The organism is Nitratidesulfovibrio vulgaris str. Hildenborough, from assembly GCF_000195755.1.
In the GTDB taxonomy this organism is placed as follows: Bacteria; Desulfobacterota; Desulfovibrionia; order Desulfovibrionales; family Desulfovibrionaceae; genus Nitratidesulfovibrio; species Nitratidesulfovibrio vulgaris.
The window spans coordinates 3317324-3332161 of the sequence record NC_002937.3 but is presented as its reverse complement, the minus strand read 5'-3'; the positions used below and the strand labels follow the sequence as shown (position 1 = coordinate 3332161).

The window sequence follows — 14838 nt, the reverse complement described above, 5'->3', positions numbered from 1 at the left end:
GGGGCTTTACAGGGCGCTCGCCCCGTGGGAGAAGGCGTCATGCACTTCGACGCCGGTACGTTCCTTTGCGCTCTTGGGCTCGCCTTCATCATCGAGGGCATTCCCTATTTCCTCTTCGCCGAACGGATGCGGGACATGCTCACATCCCTCGCCGCAAGCCCGCCTCTGGTGTTGCGGCTCATGGGACTGTGCGGCATGGGCCTCGGGCTTCTCGTGGTCTGGCTTTCACGCGGGCTGGGCTAGGTCGCCCCTCATGGTCATCCGCGTCTGTTGCTCCGCATCCTCCACGGACTGACTGCCACCTGCTGGCAGGTACCGCTTCGTTTGATTTCCCCGGCGATGCCCCCCGCGTGCGGGTGTCGCTTCCGGAGCGTGTCCCGACCGTTGGGCTGTCTGACCTGCCGCCTGTGCGGCCTCCTGTCCGTGCTCCCGGTCGGGTCCCTGACCGGTCGAGTCTGCCAGCCTGTGGCGTTCGTGCCCCTCTCGGTCCCGTGCGAGGGCCCTTCCCCTTACAGGGGTTTCTCTCCCACATGAAGGCGTACGATACCCGACGTCAGCGGCAGGTGATACACCCGCGTGAAACCCGCGTCGTGCATCTCTGCGGCAAGTGCGTCGGCATCGGGGAACGACATGATGGTGTCGGCCAGATAGCGATAGGCCCCCGCATCGCCGGAAACACAGCGCCCGACCAGTGGCAGCAGGGTGTTCAGGTAGAAGTTGTACAGCCCCTTCCACACCGGAGTCTTGCCGGTGCCGAATTCGAGGATGCACGCTCTGCCGCCGGGTACGAGCACTCGCAGCATCTCCTCGAACGCCTCGCGTCTGGGCACGATGTTGCGGATGCCGAAGGCTATGGTCACGCAGTCCACACTGGCGTCGGCGAGGGGAAGGCGGCGTCCGTCGGCCACGGCGGGCCAGATGACATCCTGTACGCCGTCGACGAGTTTGGGTTGCCCCGCCCGCAGCATGGCTTCGCAGAAGTCGAGGGCGGGAACGCGCATGCCCGGATGTTGCCGATGAATCTCGCGGGCCACGTCGAGGGTGCCTGCCGCAAGGTCGAGTACGCGTCCGGTGGGGCCGGGCACGACCTGCCGCACGAGGCGGTAGCGCCAGTAGAGGTCGAGTCCGCCGCTGAGGACATGGTTGAGCAGGTCGTACCAGCGGGCGATGCGCCCGAACATGCCCGAAACCTGTCGCGCGTGTTCCTGCGGGGCGCCCTTCGACGTCACCGAGTCCGCGTCGAAGGTGTCTGGCGACGTGCGCAGCGTGTCTTCGGACGTGCTCACGCCTTTTCGTCCTCGCTGTCGGCAACGCCGTCCTCGACCAGAGTCCGGAGAACGACCCCGTAGATGGAAGGAAAGACCTCGCCGATGTTGCTTGGCGAGATGCGCTGGGTCTCGATGAACTTGACCACAATCTCCTTGGTCACCTGAAGGGCTTCTTTACGTACCTTGTCCACTGTGGCCTCGTCGTTTTGGCGTGCCGGAAAAAGAAAACCCGCCCGTGGGGGAATGGTCCTGACCGGACATCGGCAAGACCGGACGGGTAAAGCGGGAAAGAAACCTGCAAGCCCCTCTCCCGTTTTTTTCGGGTCTCATACCACCATGTGTTCCGGTCGTCGAGGCTCGAGCCCCGTATGCCGGTCGAAGGCCTTCTAGAGGATTTCGGCCAGCGCGGCGATTTCCTGACGGATGACCCGGGCCGCAGCCGCAGCCGCAGCCTTGTCGGTGTCGTCGCGCAGGGCCTCGCGCAGGGCGGACTCGAGCTTGGCGATGTCGTCTGCGGTGATGCGGGTGGCTTCGAGGCTGCTCAGGCGGTTGTCGAGTTCCACCATGCCTTCGGCGGTGGCGTCGACCCCGGAGAGTGCGTCACGCATCGGGGCGGTCGTCTGCTCCACGGCACGTTCGACGGCGCTTGCGATATGATCGGACATGCCGTTCATGACCACTGCCCGCACCTGCTCGACAAGCCATTCCATGGCCGGATGCCCTTCCGCCAGCATCTCGGACAGGATACGCCCGAGGGCGTCCGCGTCGGGCATCAGCGGTTCAGCCGGAGGGGCGGACTCGGCAGCGGGTGCCGGTTCGGGCGATGCGGCGACGGCAGACTCCGCATCGAGCGCCGCGAGACGCTCTTCGAGCCCCGCTGTCACTTCATTTCCATGCACCACGGTGGCACGCAGCCCGGCGACCTCGTCCTCAAGGGCTTGCAGACGCGAAAGCAGCCCCTCAAGGGCGTTCGCATCCATGACCGGGGCAGACATCGGGCCCGAGGCCGGAGATATGACAGGTTCCTGCGGTGCCATGGCGGTGGCAGCGGCTGCCACTGCCATCGTCTCTGCTGCGAGTGCGGCGACAGGTTCCTCCTGCACGGGGGGCATCGCAGCGATGACGGTCTCTTCTGCGGCGGTGTCGTGCGCTGGCATGGCCTCTTCAGGTGCGGGAGGCATCGGTGCCGCGTCGAGCAGTGCGTCGATGTCGTCGAGACTCATGGCGGCAGTGCCGGGTGTCGGTTCGGCAGCAGGTTCCGGTGCGGCAGGCGCAGCGGGCGCGACAGGTGCATCGAGCAGCGCGTCGATGTCGTCGAGACTCATGGTCGCAGTGCCGGGTGTCGGTTCGGAAGCAGGTTCCGGTGCGGCAGGCGCAGCGGGCGCGACAGGTGCATCGAGCAGCGCGTCGATGTCGTCGAGACTCATGGTCGCAGTGCCGGGTGTCGGTTCGGAAGCAGGTTCCGGTGCGGCAGGCGCAGCGGGCGCGACAGGGGCATCGAGCAGCGCGTCGATGTCGTCGAGGCTCATGGCGGCAGTGCCGGGTGTCGGTTCGGAAGCAGGTTCCGGTGCGGCAGGCGCAGCGGGCGCGACAGGTGCGTCGAACAGTGCGTCGATGTCGTCGAGGCTCATGGCGGCAGTACCGGGTGCCCGTTCGGCAGCAGGTTCCGGTGCGGGAGGCGTAGCGGGCGCGACAGGGGTGTCGAGCAGCGCGTCGATGTCGTCGAGGCTCATGGTCGCAGTACCGGGTGCCCGTTCGGCAGCAGGTTCCGGTGCGGCAGGCGCAGCAGGCGCAACAGGTGCGTCGAGCAGTGCGTCGAGGTCGTCGAGGCTCATGGGCGCAGGCTCGGCTTCGGTCGCGGGGGGCGGTGTCATCGTCGCAGCCTTCGGGCTTGCAGGTGCACCGCCGAGGATGTCGTCCAGCAGGGCATCGAGGTCGCCCGCATCGAGGTCTTCGATGTTCCCTGCGCTCTTGGTGGCGGCGGGGGCGTCGAGTTGTTCGAGGAGGCTGTCCATGTCCGACATGTCGGGCATCTGCAACTGTTCGTCAGGATTCACCGGGCGGCCGCCGGGAGTGGGCGTCGGCTGGGCAAGCTTGGGCGCGACGTTCTCAGGGGCGGCATGACCGGGGCCGTCGAGTGCGTCCAGAAAAGCGTCGATGTCACTGTCGAGCCCCGTATCGGCAGGTTCCTGTACCGCAGCCTTTGCCGGAGAAGGCGCTTCATCAGGCAGGCTCAGGTTCGAGATGGCCGCCTCGATGTCGCTGTCGGCGAACAGGTCTTCGAGCTCCTTGTCGAAATCGACCGCATCCGCCGCAGCGGGAACGGTTCCCTTTTCGATGATGTCGGTGAGCTCGATGATGTCGTCGCCGGGCTGTGGGCGGTTAGCTTCCTGCGGAGTCATGGCAGCCTCGAAGTGGCAAAGGTGGGCGGGCCGATGATCGGGGGGGCGGTCTACCGCGCCGAGTTCCCGAACCTTACGGAAAATCCGGTGTCTATCCAATGCAGGATACACAATGGCGGGGCGAAAATGCAAGGGCCGCCCCGAAAGGCGGCCCGTAAATGCGTCAGTCTGTACTGCCTATTCGTGGCACTTGGACTTCTTGCAGCCGGTGAGGTCCTTCTTCTTGGCGGCATCGGCACCGGCCACTTCAACGTGGCAACCCACGCAGGACTTGAACTTGGTGTTCTTGTCATGCATGACATGGTAGTAGCCCTTCGCGGACTTGTCCTTCTTGTCCATGCTGTCGTGGCAGCCGGCGGTACCGCACTTGCGGTAGTCTTCCTTGCCGTTCACGGGGTGGTGGCAGTCACCACACTTCACGGACTTGTGGGTGGAGTGGTTGAAAACCACGGGCTGCTTGGTGGCTTCCATCTTCAGGCCGTCGGCAGGGGCCTTGGGAGCGGCCACAACCGGCAGCGCAAAGGCTACGGCAAGGGCGAGTACGCCGCAGAAAAACAGTTTCCTCATGATCGAACTACCTCCTTCACAAAGGTAAGTTAAGGATTTCCCAAGCGGGATGGTATTGTGTCCGCCATGCCGTGTCAAGGAATGGAGCGGGAAAGCCTAGATTCATGGCGGTTTGGGACGGTATCGCCCACCCTGTTGTGGGCGGGAACGCCCGTTCGCGCACCGCGATGGCAGCACGTCGGATTAGTGTCGCAAGGCTTTGGTGCTCGTGAATCTTCGCTCACACAGGCCCGGATGTCAGGGCTGTCTGTGACGCGTACAGGGCTGTCTTCCGACGTTCGTGTCAGCGATATTTTTCCATGTAGCCACGCGGCGTCACCATGCGCCCCCCCACAAGCCGCGTTGCGCTGTTGCCGATGACCACGATGGAGAGCATGTCGACCTCGGCGGGGTCGAACGTAGACAGTGTCCGGCAGAACACGGCCTGACCGGGGCGGTACGCGTCGCGGACGACGCCGACGGGTGTCGCGGGCGGCAGGATGGCCTTGGCCCTGTCCATCACGGCGCCGAGTTGCCAGTCGCGTCGCTTCGAGCGCGGGTTGTAGAGCACCAGTACGAAGTCCGCTTCAAGGGCTTTGCTGGCCCGCCGTTCGATGACCTCCCACGGTGTGAGAAGGTCGCTGAGGCTCACGCAGGCGAAGTCGTGCATGAGGGGTGCCCCGAGAAGGGCCGCGGCACCGCACACGGCGGGGATGCCCGGCACCACCGTCACGGGCAGCGTTTCAGCCAATCCCCGTTCTTCGAGCAGTTCGAAGACCAGTCCCGCCATGGCGTAGATGCCGGGGTCGCCCGAGCATACGACTGCCGTGGGCCTGCCCGCCAGCGCACTGTCGATGGCGGCTTCACAGCGTTGCATTTCCGCCATCATGCCTGTGGAGAGCACCGTCTTGCCCTGTAGTACCTCTTCAGGGATGAGGCGCACGTAGAGTGTATACCCCACGACAACATCCGCAGCCTCCAGCGCCGCGAGTGCCTGTGGCGTGAGAAGTGACGCATCTCCGGGGCCGAGACCCACCACGGCAAGTGGTGCCGGGGCAGCAGCGGATGCTGGTGCCTGCTGTGCCCCGTGGGCGGGGGGGGGCGCGGGTGCGGAGGCCTCTGGCGCTACGCCGCGGGGATGGTCGCTGGTCTTGGGCATGGGGTTCCTCATGGAAAGCGTATGAGAGTGATACTAGAGGATTGCACGGCGGACGACCATGCACGGACTACGGGGGTGCTGAAGGCTTGCCCCAGCGCGGACTCGGGGGTGCCGGTCAAGATTGGTGGTGCATGGTCGCATCGGCACTCCCCCGTGTGTACTGGGCGGTCGTGCCTACCCCTGCATTCGGGGTGGGGCAGACAGACCCGGCGGTACCTTCTTCCGTTGACGGCTGGTCGCAACGAGCGCCATCTACGGGGCCCTGCCATGGCTTGCGTTGCGCGCCCCCCTTTCATGGGCGCAGGGCAAGGGCCACGGTGACCCCGTCGCCCTTCATCTTTTCGACCAGCAGCCTGCCGCCGCCTGAACCGAGAATGGCTGCGGCCTCGCAGACGCCCACAGGTCCCGTGCCGAGCACCTCCGCCGCTTTGGGCGTGGGGTTGGGGACCTCGATGGCGGCGAGTGACGCGGCAGCATGGCAATGGAGGCGAACGTCCCGTGCGGCAGCCACGGCATGCAGGGCGGGTTCATCACCCTTGATGTCGACGGTGTGCAGTGCCGCCAGCGAGTGCGACGCTGCGCCAGCCATGCGCAGCGCCTCGTCCAGCAGGCGGGCCACGGCCTCGACGCCAGCCCCGCGCCTGCATCCTATTCCGGCGTGGATGACGGGAGGATGGAGCACGAGACGGCTACGCGTACCCGGTATGTCGCGCCATGTGACGGCGACGCAGGCGACGTCGTGCGGGAGTGCCAAAAGGGTATCGAGGTCGGCCACACACCGGAATAGGGGCGCGTGGCTTGCACTGACACGTGTGGCTGGTGCGGCATCCGCATCGTCGACGCCGGTTGTCGGGCCGCCGTCAGGCCGGTCGTCATGGGCTGCCGAGTCTTCATCCGTCCGGCTGGCCTTGGCGTTCTCGTCTCCGGCAGCGTCCTGCCCTGCAACATGCCTTGCAAGCCCCAACCTGTCCTGCGGGTCGAACAGCATCACCGGACGCCCCTCAAGCAGGGCGCCATTGATGGCTTTCACCGCCCCAAGGTTGCGGATGGCGCATCCGGCGTCGCGCGCCGCCATGTCCAGCGAGGGAAGCCCCGCCGTGTCTGTGGCTGTGGTGATGACGGCGTGGCCGCCCGTGATGTGCGCCACGTGCCGGGCGAGGTCGTTGGCGCCGCCGAGATGCCCCGACAGAAGGCTGATGGCGTAGGCCCCGTGCTGGTCGCAGACCACCACTGCCGGGTCGGTGTCCTTGCGCCCAAGCAGCGGGGCGAGGCCACGCACAACGATACCCGCGGCAGCGATGAACACATGGCCGGAGTGGGCACGGAACGTGGCGGCAAGATGGGGGGCCAGCGCGTCGAAGGCGTGCTCACCATCTTGTGCGAACCTGCGTGGCAGATACACCGTGCCATGCAGCGCGGTGGCGATGCGTCGGGCGAGGTCGGCCCCCTGCGGCGTGAGGGCATGGCAGGCGATGTCGGACGGTTCCATGGCTTTCCGGGGATGTTCAGGGGCCTGAGGTCTGGCTGTCCAGAGGGTGGTGTCGCGTATGCAAAACGCCGTGCGACCTCGATGGCCGCACGGCGTCGGATGACAATGACGGGGCGCGGCCTAGAACGTGACCTTGCGCGCGGCGTCGAGCATGGCGGCAAGGTCGTCGTCGGTGTGCGCGAACGAGACCATGGCCGCCTCGAAGGGCGAGGGTGCCAGATAGATGCCCTGCGCGCGCATCTGCTTGTAGAAGCTGGTGTACAGCGCGCCGTCTGCGGTCTTGGCCGAGGCGAAGTCCGTGACGGGGTCGTTGGTGAAGAACACGGTGAACATGGAGGCCAGCGTGTTGATGCGGACAGGCACCCCCTTGCCCTTGAGGATGGCCTCGAGTTCCTTCACGAAGGCGGCGACACGGGCTTCGAGCCCCGCGTAGTCACTGCGGGACAGAACGTCGAGGGTGGCGATGCCTGCGGCCATGGCCAGCGGGTTACCCGAGAGCGTACCCGCCTGATAGACTTCGCCGCAGGGGGCGATGCGCTGCATGATCTCGCGCTTGCCGCCGTACGCCCCGACGGGCAGGCCGCCGCCGATGATCTTGCCGAGGGTGGTCAGGTCGGGCGTGATGCCGAAGCGCTGCTGCGCCCCGCCGAAGGACACGCGGAAGCCGGTGATGACCTCATCGAAGATGAGAAGCGCGCCATGCTGGTCGCACAGTTCGCGCAGTCCCTCGAGGAAACCGGCCTTGGGGGGCACGAGGCCCATGTTGCCTGCCACTGCCTCGACGATGATGGCTGCGATGTCCTTGCCGTGCAGGGCGAAAAGGTCCTTCACGGCGGCGAGGTCGTTGTAGGGGGCGAGCAGGGTGTCGCGTACGGTGCTTTCAGGCACGCCCGGAGTGCCGGGGATGGAGAGCGTGGCCACGCCCGAACCTGCGCTGGCGAGGAAGGGGTCTGCGTGCCCGTGGTAGCAGCCCACGAACTTGACCAGCTTGGTGCGGCCCGTATAGCCGCGCGCAAGGCGCAGCGCGCTCATGGTCGCTTCCGTACCGGAGTTGACCATGCGCACCATGTCGACGCCGGGCAGGGCGTCGACGACCTTGGCGGCGAGGACGACCTCGTCCTCACAGGGGGCACCGTAGCTTGTGCCCCGGTCGACGGCGGCATGTACGGCGGCAGTCACTTCGGGGTGGGTGTGGCCCAGTAGCATGGGGCCCCACGATTCGACGAAGTCGATGAAGGTCTCGCCGTCGACGGTATGCAGGCGGCTTCCGGCGGCACGGGCGATGAACAGGGGCTCGCTATCGACGCCGAGACAGGCGCGGACGGGGCTGTTGACGCCACCGGGGATGAGTTGCTGGGCGCGTTCGAAGAGTTCGCTGGAGCGTTGTGACATGGCTGGCTCCCTGTCGTTGCGGTTGCTGCGAAGAGGGCGGGGCCGCGCGTCGTGCGCGGCAGGGCCTCTAGAAATAGGTCATGGATGTCTTCTTGAGCTCGCGGAGGCTCTCAAGCACGGCGAACTCCTCAAGTGGCGTCTCACGGCGCAACTGTTCGATGACGTCCATGTGGGCGGTCGCATGGCGACCATGGATCATGGTGTACAGTTCGTAGGGCCAGTCGGGGGCCGAAGAGGGCCGATAGTAGACGTGCGAGATGTGCGGATGCTCGGCCGCCTTGGTGCCCGCCTCCTCGACGATGGCGGGGTCGACCTTCCACGCCACCATGGCGTTGTGGTTCCATCCGGCACGCTGGTGCTTGATACTGGCACCGAAACGTCGGATGGGGCCTTCCTCCTTGAGGGAGCGCAAGAGGGCGAGCACGGTCTCCTCGTCGGTTCCCACCTCGCGGGCGATGTCGGCGTAGGGGGTGAGGCTGTCGGGCAGGTTGGACTGCACGATGCGCAGAATGGCGCGCTCTACCTCGGTGAAGTCATCGTAACGGCTCATGGGGTGTGTCCTGTGGGTTGCGGTTCGACCCGCAGTTGATACCCCGTCGTAGCGTCATAGGCAAGAAGCCCGGCGTCCCGTCCCTGTCCGTCGTCAGTCGTCGAGGAGGATCACGATGCGTTCACGCCCGCTGCCCGGATTCTCGCGACGCAGCCGGATACGCCCTACCGCGCCCGTCGATGCGGGGTGCGTCCCTCCACAGCGGACACGTGCGAACCCTTCGATGCTCCAGTAACGGACCTCTGTGGACTCGTCCTCGAAGCTGCTTTCAATGGGCAGGTCTGCGGCCACCAGTGCGCTGAGCCTCTCATGGAGCATGGGGAACGCCACGGAGATGTTGCCCTGCCATGCGAAGTCGAGCCGCGCCTTGTCGGGGGAGATGTGCGCGCCGGTCTTCTCGGGATGGTCGTAGTGCCGGTTGACGAGTTCCAGCACCAGTTCGGCAGCGAAGTGCAGCCGCACGAGTCTGCGACGTGCCTCGCCATCGATGCATACGGTCACGCGGCTGCCGGGGGTGAGGCCATGTCCGGCGGGGAGGGTGTAGTACAGTTCGAGCGGGTCGCAAGGGGACCCTTTGACCGCCTTGAGGATGGCATGTCCGGCGATGGTGCCCCTGTCGGACTCCTGCCCGCCCGAGAAGGCGAAGGCCACGGTCCTGTCCAGCGTGATGACGTCGTTTTCGACGCCGGTCACGACAGCCTCCGTCTCGGTGAGGGCAGGGTCGTCCCAGAAGAGTTTGCGGACGCTCATGCTGCGGGCCCCGTACGTGCCGCCGGGGGCGTGGCGCTGCCGGGGTGCCGCATCAGCCCTGCTTCTCCAGAAGCGTACTGAGATGGTCGACGGTGCCGTCATGCCCTTTCGTCCGCAACAGGCTGTCGATGTGCTCGAAGCTGAAACGCGACCCCAGATACAGGTTCATGTAGCCCGTCGTCACCTCGAAGCGCGGGGACAGTGCCGCGGCGACTTCCCGCGCCCTCTGCTGGGCGCGTCCACTCCATGGCCAGTCCGAGTCTGAGAGGAAGCCGATGCTGTGTTCGGCACGGACATCCTCCGGCTGCATCTCGAGCCCTGTGAGGCCAATCTCCAGATAGTGGTTGACCACGGCCAGCGGGCGTACGCCGCTGGCGAGGCTCACGTCGTCGAGGCCGTGCATGGCGGCCACGGCAAGCACGAGAGTGCGGTCGACACCGCGGGCGACAAGTTCACGGAGCATCCACGAATGATGGTCTTCATGTCTGGCGATGAAAGGGTCTTCGGCCTTCACGAGGGCGTAGTCGTCATCGAAGTCGTAGACGAAGCGCTTGAGGCAGTCGTGCAGCATGATGGCGGCGAAGAGCAGCCCTCTGTCCAGCGCCAGTCCCCGCGCCTCGTGGGCTTCGGCAAGGGCGCGCGCGTTGCGCAGGTCTTGCAGGACATGCAGTGCCAGCCCTCCGATGTGGGCGTGGTGCGCCCCCGACCCCGGAGAGGCGGCGAAGCTCCATACCCGGCGGCACTGATGGGCATAGGGCGTGAGCGGTTCGTCGAGCGTCAGGAACTCCTCGACGAGGCCGCGCCATACGGGGTCGGTCACGGCGGGCAGGAATTCGCGGCGCATGGCGGCAAGGGCCGGTTCGCCCTGATACCGCGCCAGTGCCTCAAGCGGTTCGACTGCAAGGCGTGCCATGGCGTCCTACTTGATGCCCGCCCGCATGAACGACTGCACGAACTGCCGCTGGAACAGGAGGAAGGCGACCAGCAGCGGCCCGGAGGTCATGAGTGTGGCGGCGGTGATGATGGCCCAGTCCACCCCCTGTTCCGTGGAGGAGAAGACCTGCAAGCCCACGGTGAGCGGTCGGGAGTTGGTGGTGTTGGTGACGATGAGCGGCCAGAGGAAGTTGTTCCAGTGGTAGCTGATGGAGACCAGCGCATAGGCGAGGTAGACCGGTTTGCCCAGCGGCACGTACACCTTCCACAGAATCTGGAGGGTGCTCGCCCCTTCCACGGCGGCGGCCTCGTCAAGTTCCTTGGGGATGCTCTTGAAGGTCTGGCGCAGCAGGAAGATGCCGAAGGCCGAGGCCATGTACGGCAGGCCGATGGCAAGGGTGGAGTCGAGCACGCCGATGCTCGCCATGGTGCGGTAGTTCTCCACCACCAGCACGTCGGGCATGATCATGAGCTGCATGAGGACCAGCGCGAACATGATGTTCTTGCCCCTGAAGTCGTACTTGGCGAAGGCGTAGGCCGCCAGCGTGCAAAGCACCAGCTGTGCCGCCAGTACCATGGTGACGAGCAGCACCGTGTTGACGAAGTAGAGCGCGAAGGGCGCCGCATGCCACGCCGTCACGAAGTTCTCCAGCGTGAGCGGCGCGTTCAGTGTGAAGCGTGTCGAATAGGCCGAAGGATGAAAGGCCGTCCATATGGCATAGAGCAGGGGCAGCGCCCACATGATGGCCAGCGTCCATGCCGCGGTGGTGTCGAGGGCGCGTGCGAGACCCCGGCTGTCGTAGATGTTCGTCTGCTTCATCTGTAGTGCACCTTGCGCTCGAAGAAACCGAACTGCCCGATGGAGGCCAGTCCGAGGAAGGCCAGCAACACCATGGTCAGTGCCGCACCGTAGCCCGTATCCCAGTATTTGAAGCTCACTTCGTAGATGTAGTAGAGCAGCAGCGAACTGGCGTTGTTGGGGCCGCCCTGCGTGAGGACGAAGAGGTGGTCGACCATGCGGAAGGCGTTGATGGTGGCGTTGACCAGCACGAAGAGCGTCGTGGGCATGAGCAGGGGAATGACGACGCGGCGGTAGAAATAGAGTCGCGATGCCCCTTCGAGCATGGCGGCCTCGCCCAGCGACGGAGAAATCTGCTGCAATGCGGCGAGGTAGAAGATCATGAAGAAGCCCGCGTCCTTCCATACGGCGACGGCGATGACGCACGGCAGGGCCGTCGATTCGTTGCCAAGCCAGTTGACGCCCGAGAAGCCCAGCGCACCACGCACCTGTTCAAGCAGTCCGTATTCGGGCGTGAAGAAGAAGAGCCAGATGTTGGCGACGGCGATCATGGGCAGCACCGTGGGCACGAAATAGCACAGCCGCAGCACGGACTGGCCCGCAAGCCCTGCGTTCACCATGAAGGCCATCAGCATGGCGAGGCCGATGGAGAGGGGGATGGTGCCCGAGGCGAAGAGCAGGTTGTTGACCAGCGCCTTGCGGAACACTTCGTCCTCGAAGAGGTACATGTAGTGCTCGAGGCCCACGAAGGTGGCAGGGGCACCGCCCTTGCCATCCAGCATGAAGCTGTGGATGAAGGTGTTCACTGCCGGAACGTGGGTGAACGCCACGATGAAGGCCATGGCTGGCAGAAGCAGCAGCCATGCATGGATGTTCCGCATGGTGGCGGGTCTGGGCACGTCTCTCCTCCAGAGATACGTAAGACGGAAGAAGCGGGACGGGCGTCACACCCGCCCCGCAGTGTGCAACAGTCTACTTCGCGTAACGGCGCAGGATGCGTTCGGCTTCCTTCTGGGCTGCCTTGAGTGCTTCGGCAGGCGTCTTGGAGCCGGTGACGGCAGCCTGGATGGCGTCGTCAAGCGCCTTGGTCACGCGCTGGTTGTCGTGGGTGGAGAGTTCGGCCACGCCGTGGGCCAGCTGGTCGCGGGCGATGGCGGCGTAGGGGAACGAGGCCACGTAGTCCTTCATGGCCTTGGTCTCCCATGCGTCGGGGCGCACCGCCACATAGCCGGTGTCGATACCCCACTGGGCTGCGCGTTCGGCGCTGGTCATCCACTTCACGAAAGTGACGGCGGCCTGACGTTCGGCGGGGGTGCTCTTCTTGAAGATGTAGAAGTTGCCGCCGCCCGTGGGCGAACCGGGACGGGTGTTGGCGGGCAGCATGCCCACACCGAAGGGGAACTGCGCGTTCTTGCGGACGTTGGTCAGGTTGCCGGTGGTGGTCCACATGATGGCGGTCTTGCGTTCGAAGAAGTCACGCGGGGTGGTGGCCCAGTCGATGGTGCCGGAGGGCGACACGCCGTGCTTTCCGGCGAGGTCGACGAGGAAGGTGAGGGCTTCGATGGCCTTGGGGTCGTCGAAGTAGGTCTTGGTGCCTTCGGCGTTCATGAGTTCCACGCCGTTCTGGATGGCGAGGGCCTGCAGCATCCAGTAGGCATAGCCGGTGGACGGGATGGCGACGCCCCACTGGGTGACCTTGCCGCTTTCGTCCTTGACGGTGAGCTTCTTGCCCATGGCGACCAGTTCCTGCCAGTTGGCAGGGGCCTTGTCAGGGTCGAGGCCCGCAGCCTTGAAGGCCTCCTTGTTCCAGTACATGACGATGGTCGAGCGCTGGAAGGGAATGCCCCACGTCTTGCCGCCGGTCTGGCTGTTGCTCATGAAGCCGGGGAAGAAGGCCTTGGTGAAGGCCATCTCTTCGGGCTTCATGATGCTGTCGTAGGGGACGATGGCATCCTCGTCGATGAGGGTGTACATGTCGGTGGAGAGCAGCACGGCAACATGGGGCGGTTCACCGCCACGCAGGGCCGTGAGCGCCTTGGTGAGCGTCTCGCGGTAGATGCCTGCGTAGACGGGGGTGATGTTGATGTCGGGGTGTTCCTTCATGAACTGCTCTGTCATGCCCTCGACAATCTTGGTGATGGGGCCGCCGACGGAGACCGGGAAGTAGAAGGTGAGATTGACCTTTTCTGCGAGCGCGGTGCCCGCCATCAGGGTCAGCGACAGCAGCGAAGCCGCCACCAGTGCGCAGGTTTTGCGGAATAGGGCCATGTGTGCGTCCTCCTTCGAGATGTTGCTCGGTGCGAATGAACGGTGCAGCCTGATCCAGAATCGACGGGTGGTGTACCTGCCGCAGGTTACGGCAGTGCGTCGCTACGTCGTCGCGTGTCTTGCCCCTGTGGCGGCGTCGAAGATGTGGACGTGCTCTTCGGGGCAGTGCAGGTAGATTTCGGCGCCGACCACGGTGTCGGTCACGCCATGCACGACAACGGAAAGTTCCTCGCTGCCCACCCGGCACGACAGGACAGAGTTCGAACCGAGGTACTCCACACTCTCGACCACGGCACGCCAGCCGTCGTCTACGATGCGGATGTGCTCGGGGCGGATGCCCAGCATGCAGTCGGCCCCGGCGTGGCACGTCACGCGACCCGAACGGCTGCCCGCGACGCGGATGCCGTCGTCATTCCCCTGAAGGCGGACGAGGTTCATGGGCGGCGTGCCGATGAAGCTGCCCGCGAAGGCGGTGGCGGGACGGGAGTACATCTCGGTGGGGGTGGCGTTCTGTACGATGCGACCGCCCTGCATGAGGATGATGCGGTCGGCCATGCTCATGGCCTCGGTCTGGTCATGGGTGACGTAGACCATGGTCATGCCCAGGGTCTGCTGCAGGGCGCGTATCTCGCGGCGCATCTCCTGACGGAGTTTGGCGTCGAGGTTCGAGAGGGGTTCGTCCATGAGGCACACGGCGGCCTCAGCCACGAGGGCGCGTCCCAGTGCCACGCGCTGCTGCTGACCGCCGGAGAGTTCGCCGGGCTTGCGTTCGAGCAGCTTGCCGAGTCCGAGTATCTCGACGGCCCGGTCGAGGCGCTTCTGGCGTTCCGCAGCGGGAACCTTGCGCACGACAAGCCCGAAGAGGATGTTGTCGCGAACCGTCAGGTGGGGGAACAGGGCATACGACTGGAAGACCATCGCAAGCTGGCGCTGGGCCGGGGGCAGGTTGGTGACGTCGCGTCCGCCGATGAGGATGCGCCCGGAGGTGACGGACTCCAGCCCGGCGATGAGCCGTAACGTGGTCGACTTGCCGCAACCCGAAGGGCCGAGAAGGACGAGCATGTCGCCCTGTTCGACCTCGAAGCTGACGTCGTCTACGGCGCGCACGTCGCCCCAGTGCCTGCTGACCTTGTCGAGAACGATTGTGGACACTATGCCCCCTTTCCTGTCTGAATCGATGTGTGTCTGTTCGACCCGCTGCGGTCTTCTCCGTGGGCGCCTGTGTGATGCCCGGCCCGGAGAGGACACCAGCGAATGAAATCTCCATATCGTGCACCGGGTT

Annotated in this window: 15 protein-coding genes; 1 reads left to right on the top strand and 14 read right to left on the bottom strand. The window is 65.4% G+C overall.

The window, feature by feature from the left end; all coding sequences use genetic code 11:
- The first annotated feature begins 39 nt into the window (after window positions 1-39).
- Window positions 40-243 carry a DUF2065 domain-containing protein gene (locus DVU_RS14920; protein ID WP_010940433.1) on the top strand — a complete coding sequence of 68 codons (204 nt, stop codon included), beginning with the start codon at window positions 40-42 and terminating at the stop codon, window positions 241-243.
- A gap of 266 nt (window positions 244-509) precedes the next feature.
- Here DVU_RS14920 and DVU_RS14915 read toward each other — a convergent pair whose 3' ends face one another.
- The 14 genes from DVU_RS14915 to DVU_RS14855 form a co-directional block, all read right to left on the bottom strand.
- On the bottom strand, window positions 510-1286 hold the full coding sequence (locus DVU_RS14915) for a ubiquinone/menaquinone biosynthesis methyltransferase (protein WP_010940432.1): 777 nt from the start codon (window positions 1284-1286) through the stop codon (window positions 510-512).
- On the bottom strand, window positions 1283-1459 hold the full coding sequence (locus DVU_RS16725) for a hypothetical protein (protein ID WP_010940431.1): 177 nt from the start codon (window positions 1457-1459) through the stop codon (window positions 1283-1285). The genes DVU_RS14915 and DVU_RS16725 overlap by 4 nt, the downstream gene beginning before the upstream one ends.
- Window positions 1460-1654: 195 nt before the next feature.
- Window positions 1655-3670, bottom strand: a complete 2016-nt coding sequence (locus DVU_RS14910) for a hypothetical protein (RefSeq protein ID WP_014524624.1) — start codon at window positions 3668-3670, stop codon at window positions 1655-1657.
- Between the two features lie 177 nt (window positions 3671-3847).
- Complete coding sequence (locus DVU_RS14905; RefSeq protein WP_010940429.1) at window positions 3848-4237, bottom strand: cytochrome c3; 390 nt, start codon at window positions 4235-4237, stop codon at window positions 3848-3850.
- 283 nt (window positions 4238-4520) lie between these two features.
- Window positions 4521-5375 carry a precorrin-3B C(17)-methyltransferase gene (gene cobJ / locus DVU_RS14900; protein WP_010940428.1) on the bottom strand — a complete coding sequence of 285 codons (855 nt, stop codon included), beginning with the start codon at window positions 5373-5375 and terminating at the stop codon, window positions 4521-4523.
- A gap of 292 nt (window positions 5376-5667) precedes the next feature.
- Window positions 5668-6864, bottom strand: coding sequence for a cobalt-precorrin 5A hydrolase (locus DVU_RS14895; RefSeq protein WP_010940427.1), 1197 nt, complete (start codon window positions 6862-6864; stop codon window positions 5668-5670).
- Window positions 6865-6984: 120 nt separating this feature from the next.
- Window positions 6985-8256 carry a glutamate-1-semialdehyde 2,1-aminomutase gene (hemL, locus tag DVU_RS14890; protein ID WP_010940426.1) on the bottom strand — a complete coding sequence of 424 codons (1272 nt, stop codon included), beginning with the start codon at window positions 8254-8256 and terminating at the stop codon, window positions 6985-6987.
- A gap of 67 nt (window positions 8257-8323) precedes the next feature.
- A complete protein-coding gene (ahbB, locus tag DVU_RS14885; RefSeq protein WP_010940425.1) occupies window positions 8324-8806 on the bottom strand; it encodes a siroheme decarboxylase subunit beta in 483 nt (160 codons plus the stop codon).
- 93 nt (window positions 8807-8899) lie between these two features.
- Entirely contained in the window at window positions 8900-9556 is a 657-nt protein-coding gene (locus DVU_RS14880) for an alanyl-tRNA editing protein (protein ID WP_010940424.1), read from the bottom strand.
- A 52-nt stretch (window positions 9557-9608) separates the two neighbouring features.
- Window positions 9609-10469: a hypothetical protein gene (locus DVU_RS14875; RefSeq protein WP_010940423.1), complete on the bottom strand. Its 861-nt coding sequence runs from the start codon at window positions 10467-10469 to the stop codon at window positions 9609-9611.
- Window positions 10470-10475: 6 nt separating this feature from the next.
- Window positions 10476-11309, bottom strand: a complete 834-nt coding sequence (locus DVU_RS14870; protein WP_010940422.1) for a carbohydrate ABC transporter permease — start codon at window positions 11307-11309, stop codon at window positions 10476-10478.
- Window positions 11306-12187, bottom strand: a complete 882-nt coding sequence (locus DVU_RS14865; RefSeq protein ID WP_010940421.1) for a carbohydrate ABC transporter permease — start codon at window positions 12185-12187, stop codon at window positions 11306-11308. Before DVU_RS14865 ends, DVU_RS14870 begins: the two co-directional genes overlap by 4 nt.
- 73 nt (window positions 12188-12260) lie before the next feature.
- Entirely contained in the window at window positions 12261-13556 is a 1296-nt protein-coding gene (locus DVU_RS14860; RefSeq protein ID WP_010940420.1) for an ABC transporter substrate-binding protein, read from the bottom strand.
- A gap of 102 nt (window positions 13557-13658) precedes the next feature.
- The gene (locus tag DVU_RS14855) at window positions 13659-14708 is read right to left on the bottom strand and encodes an ABC transporter ATP-binding protein (RefSeq protein WP_010940419.1); all 1050 of its coding nucleotides are present in this window, start codon (window positions 14706-14708) and stop codon (window positions 13659-13661) included.
- Window positions 14709-14838 lie beyond the last annotated feature (130 nt).

What these genes read in the sequence shown, in the direction of transcription:
- DVU_RS14920 (WP_010940433.1), top strand. Translation starts at nt 40, where the DNA reads ATGCACTTCGACGCCGGTACGTTCCTTTGCGCTCTTGGGCTCGCCTTC.
- DVU_RS14910 (WP_014524624.1), bottom strand. Translation starts at nt 3,670, where the DNA reads ATGACTCCGCAGGAAGCTAACCGCCCACAGCCCGGCGACGACATCATC.
- DVU_RS14905 (WP_010940429.1), bottom strand. Translation starts at nt 4,237, where the DNA reads ATGAGGAAACTGTTTTTCTGCGGCGTACTCGCCCTTGCCGTAGCCTTT.
- cobJ (WP_010940428.1), bottom strand. Translation starts at nt 5,375, where the DNA reads ATGCCCAAGACCAGCGACCATCCCCGCGGCGTAGCGCCAGAGGCCTCC.
- DVU_RS14895 (WP_010940427.1), bottom strand. Translation starts at nt 6,864, where the DNA reads ATGGAACCGTCCGACATCGCCTGCCATGCCCTCACGCCGCAGGGGGCC.
- hemL (WP_010940426.1), bottom strand. Translation starts at nt 8,256, where the DNA reads ATGTCACAACGCTCCAGCGAACTCTTCGAACGCGCCCAGCAACTCATC.
- ahbB (WP_010940425.1), bottom strand. Translation starts at nt 8,806, where the DNA reads ATGAGCCGTTACGATGACTTCACCGAGGTAGAGCGCGCCATTCTGCGC.
- DVU_RS14880 (WP_010940424.1), bottom strand. Translation starts at nt 9,556, where the DNA reads ATGAGCGTCCGCAAACTCTTCTGGGACGACCCTGCCCTCACCGAGACG.
- DVU_RS14875 (WP_010940423.1), bottom strand. Translation starts at nt 10,469, where the DNA reads ATGGCACGCCTTGCAGTCGAACCGCTTGAGGCACTGGCGCGGTATCAG.
- DVU_RS14870 (WP_010940422.1), bottom strand. Translation starts at nt 11,309, where the DNA reads ATGAAGCAGACGAACATCTACGACAGCCGGGGTCTCGCACGCGCCCTC.
- DVU_RS14860 (WP_010940420.1), bottom strand. Translation starts at nt 13,556, where the DNA reads ATGGCCCTATTCCGCAAAACCTGCGCACTGGTGGCGGCTTCGCTGCTG.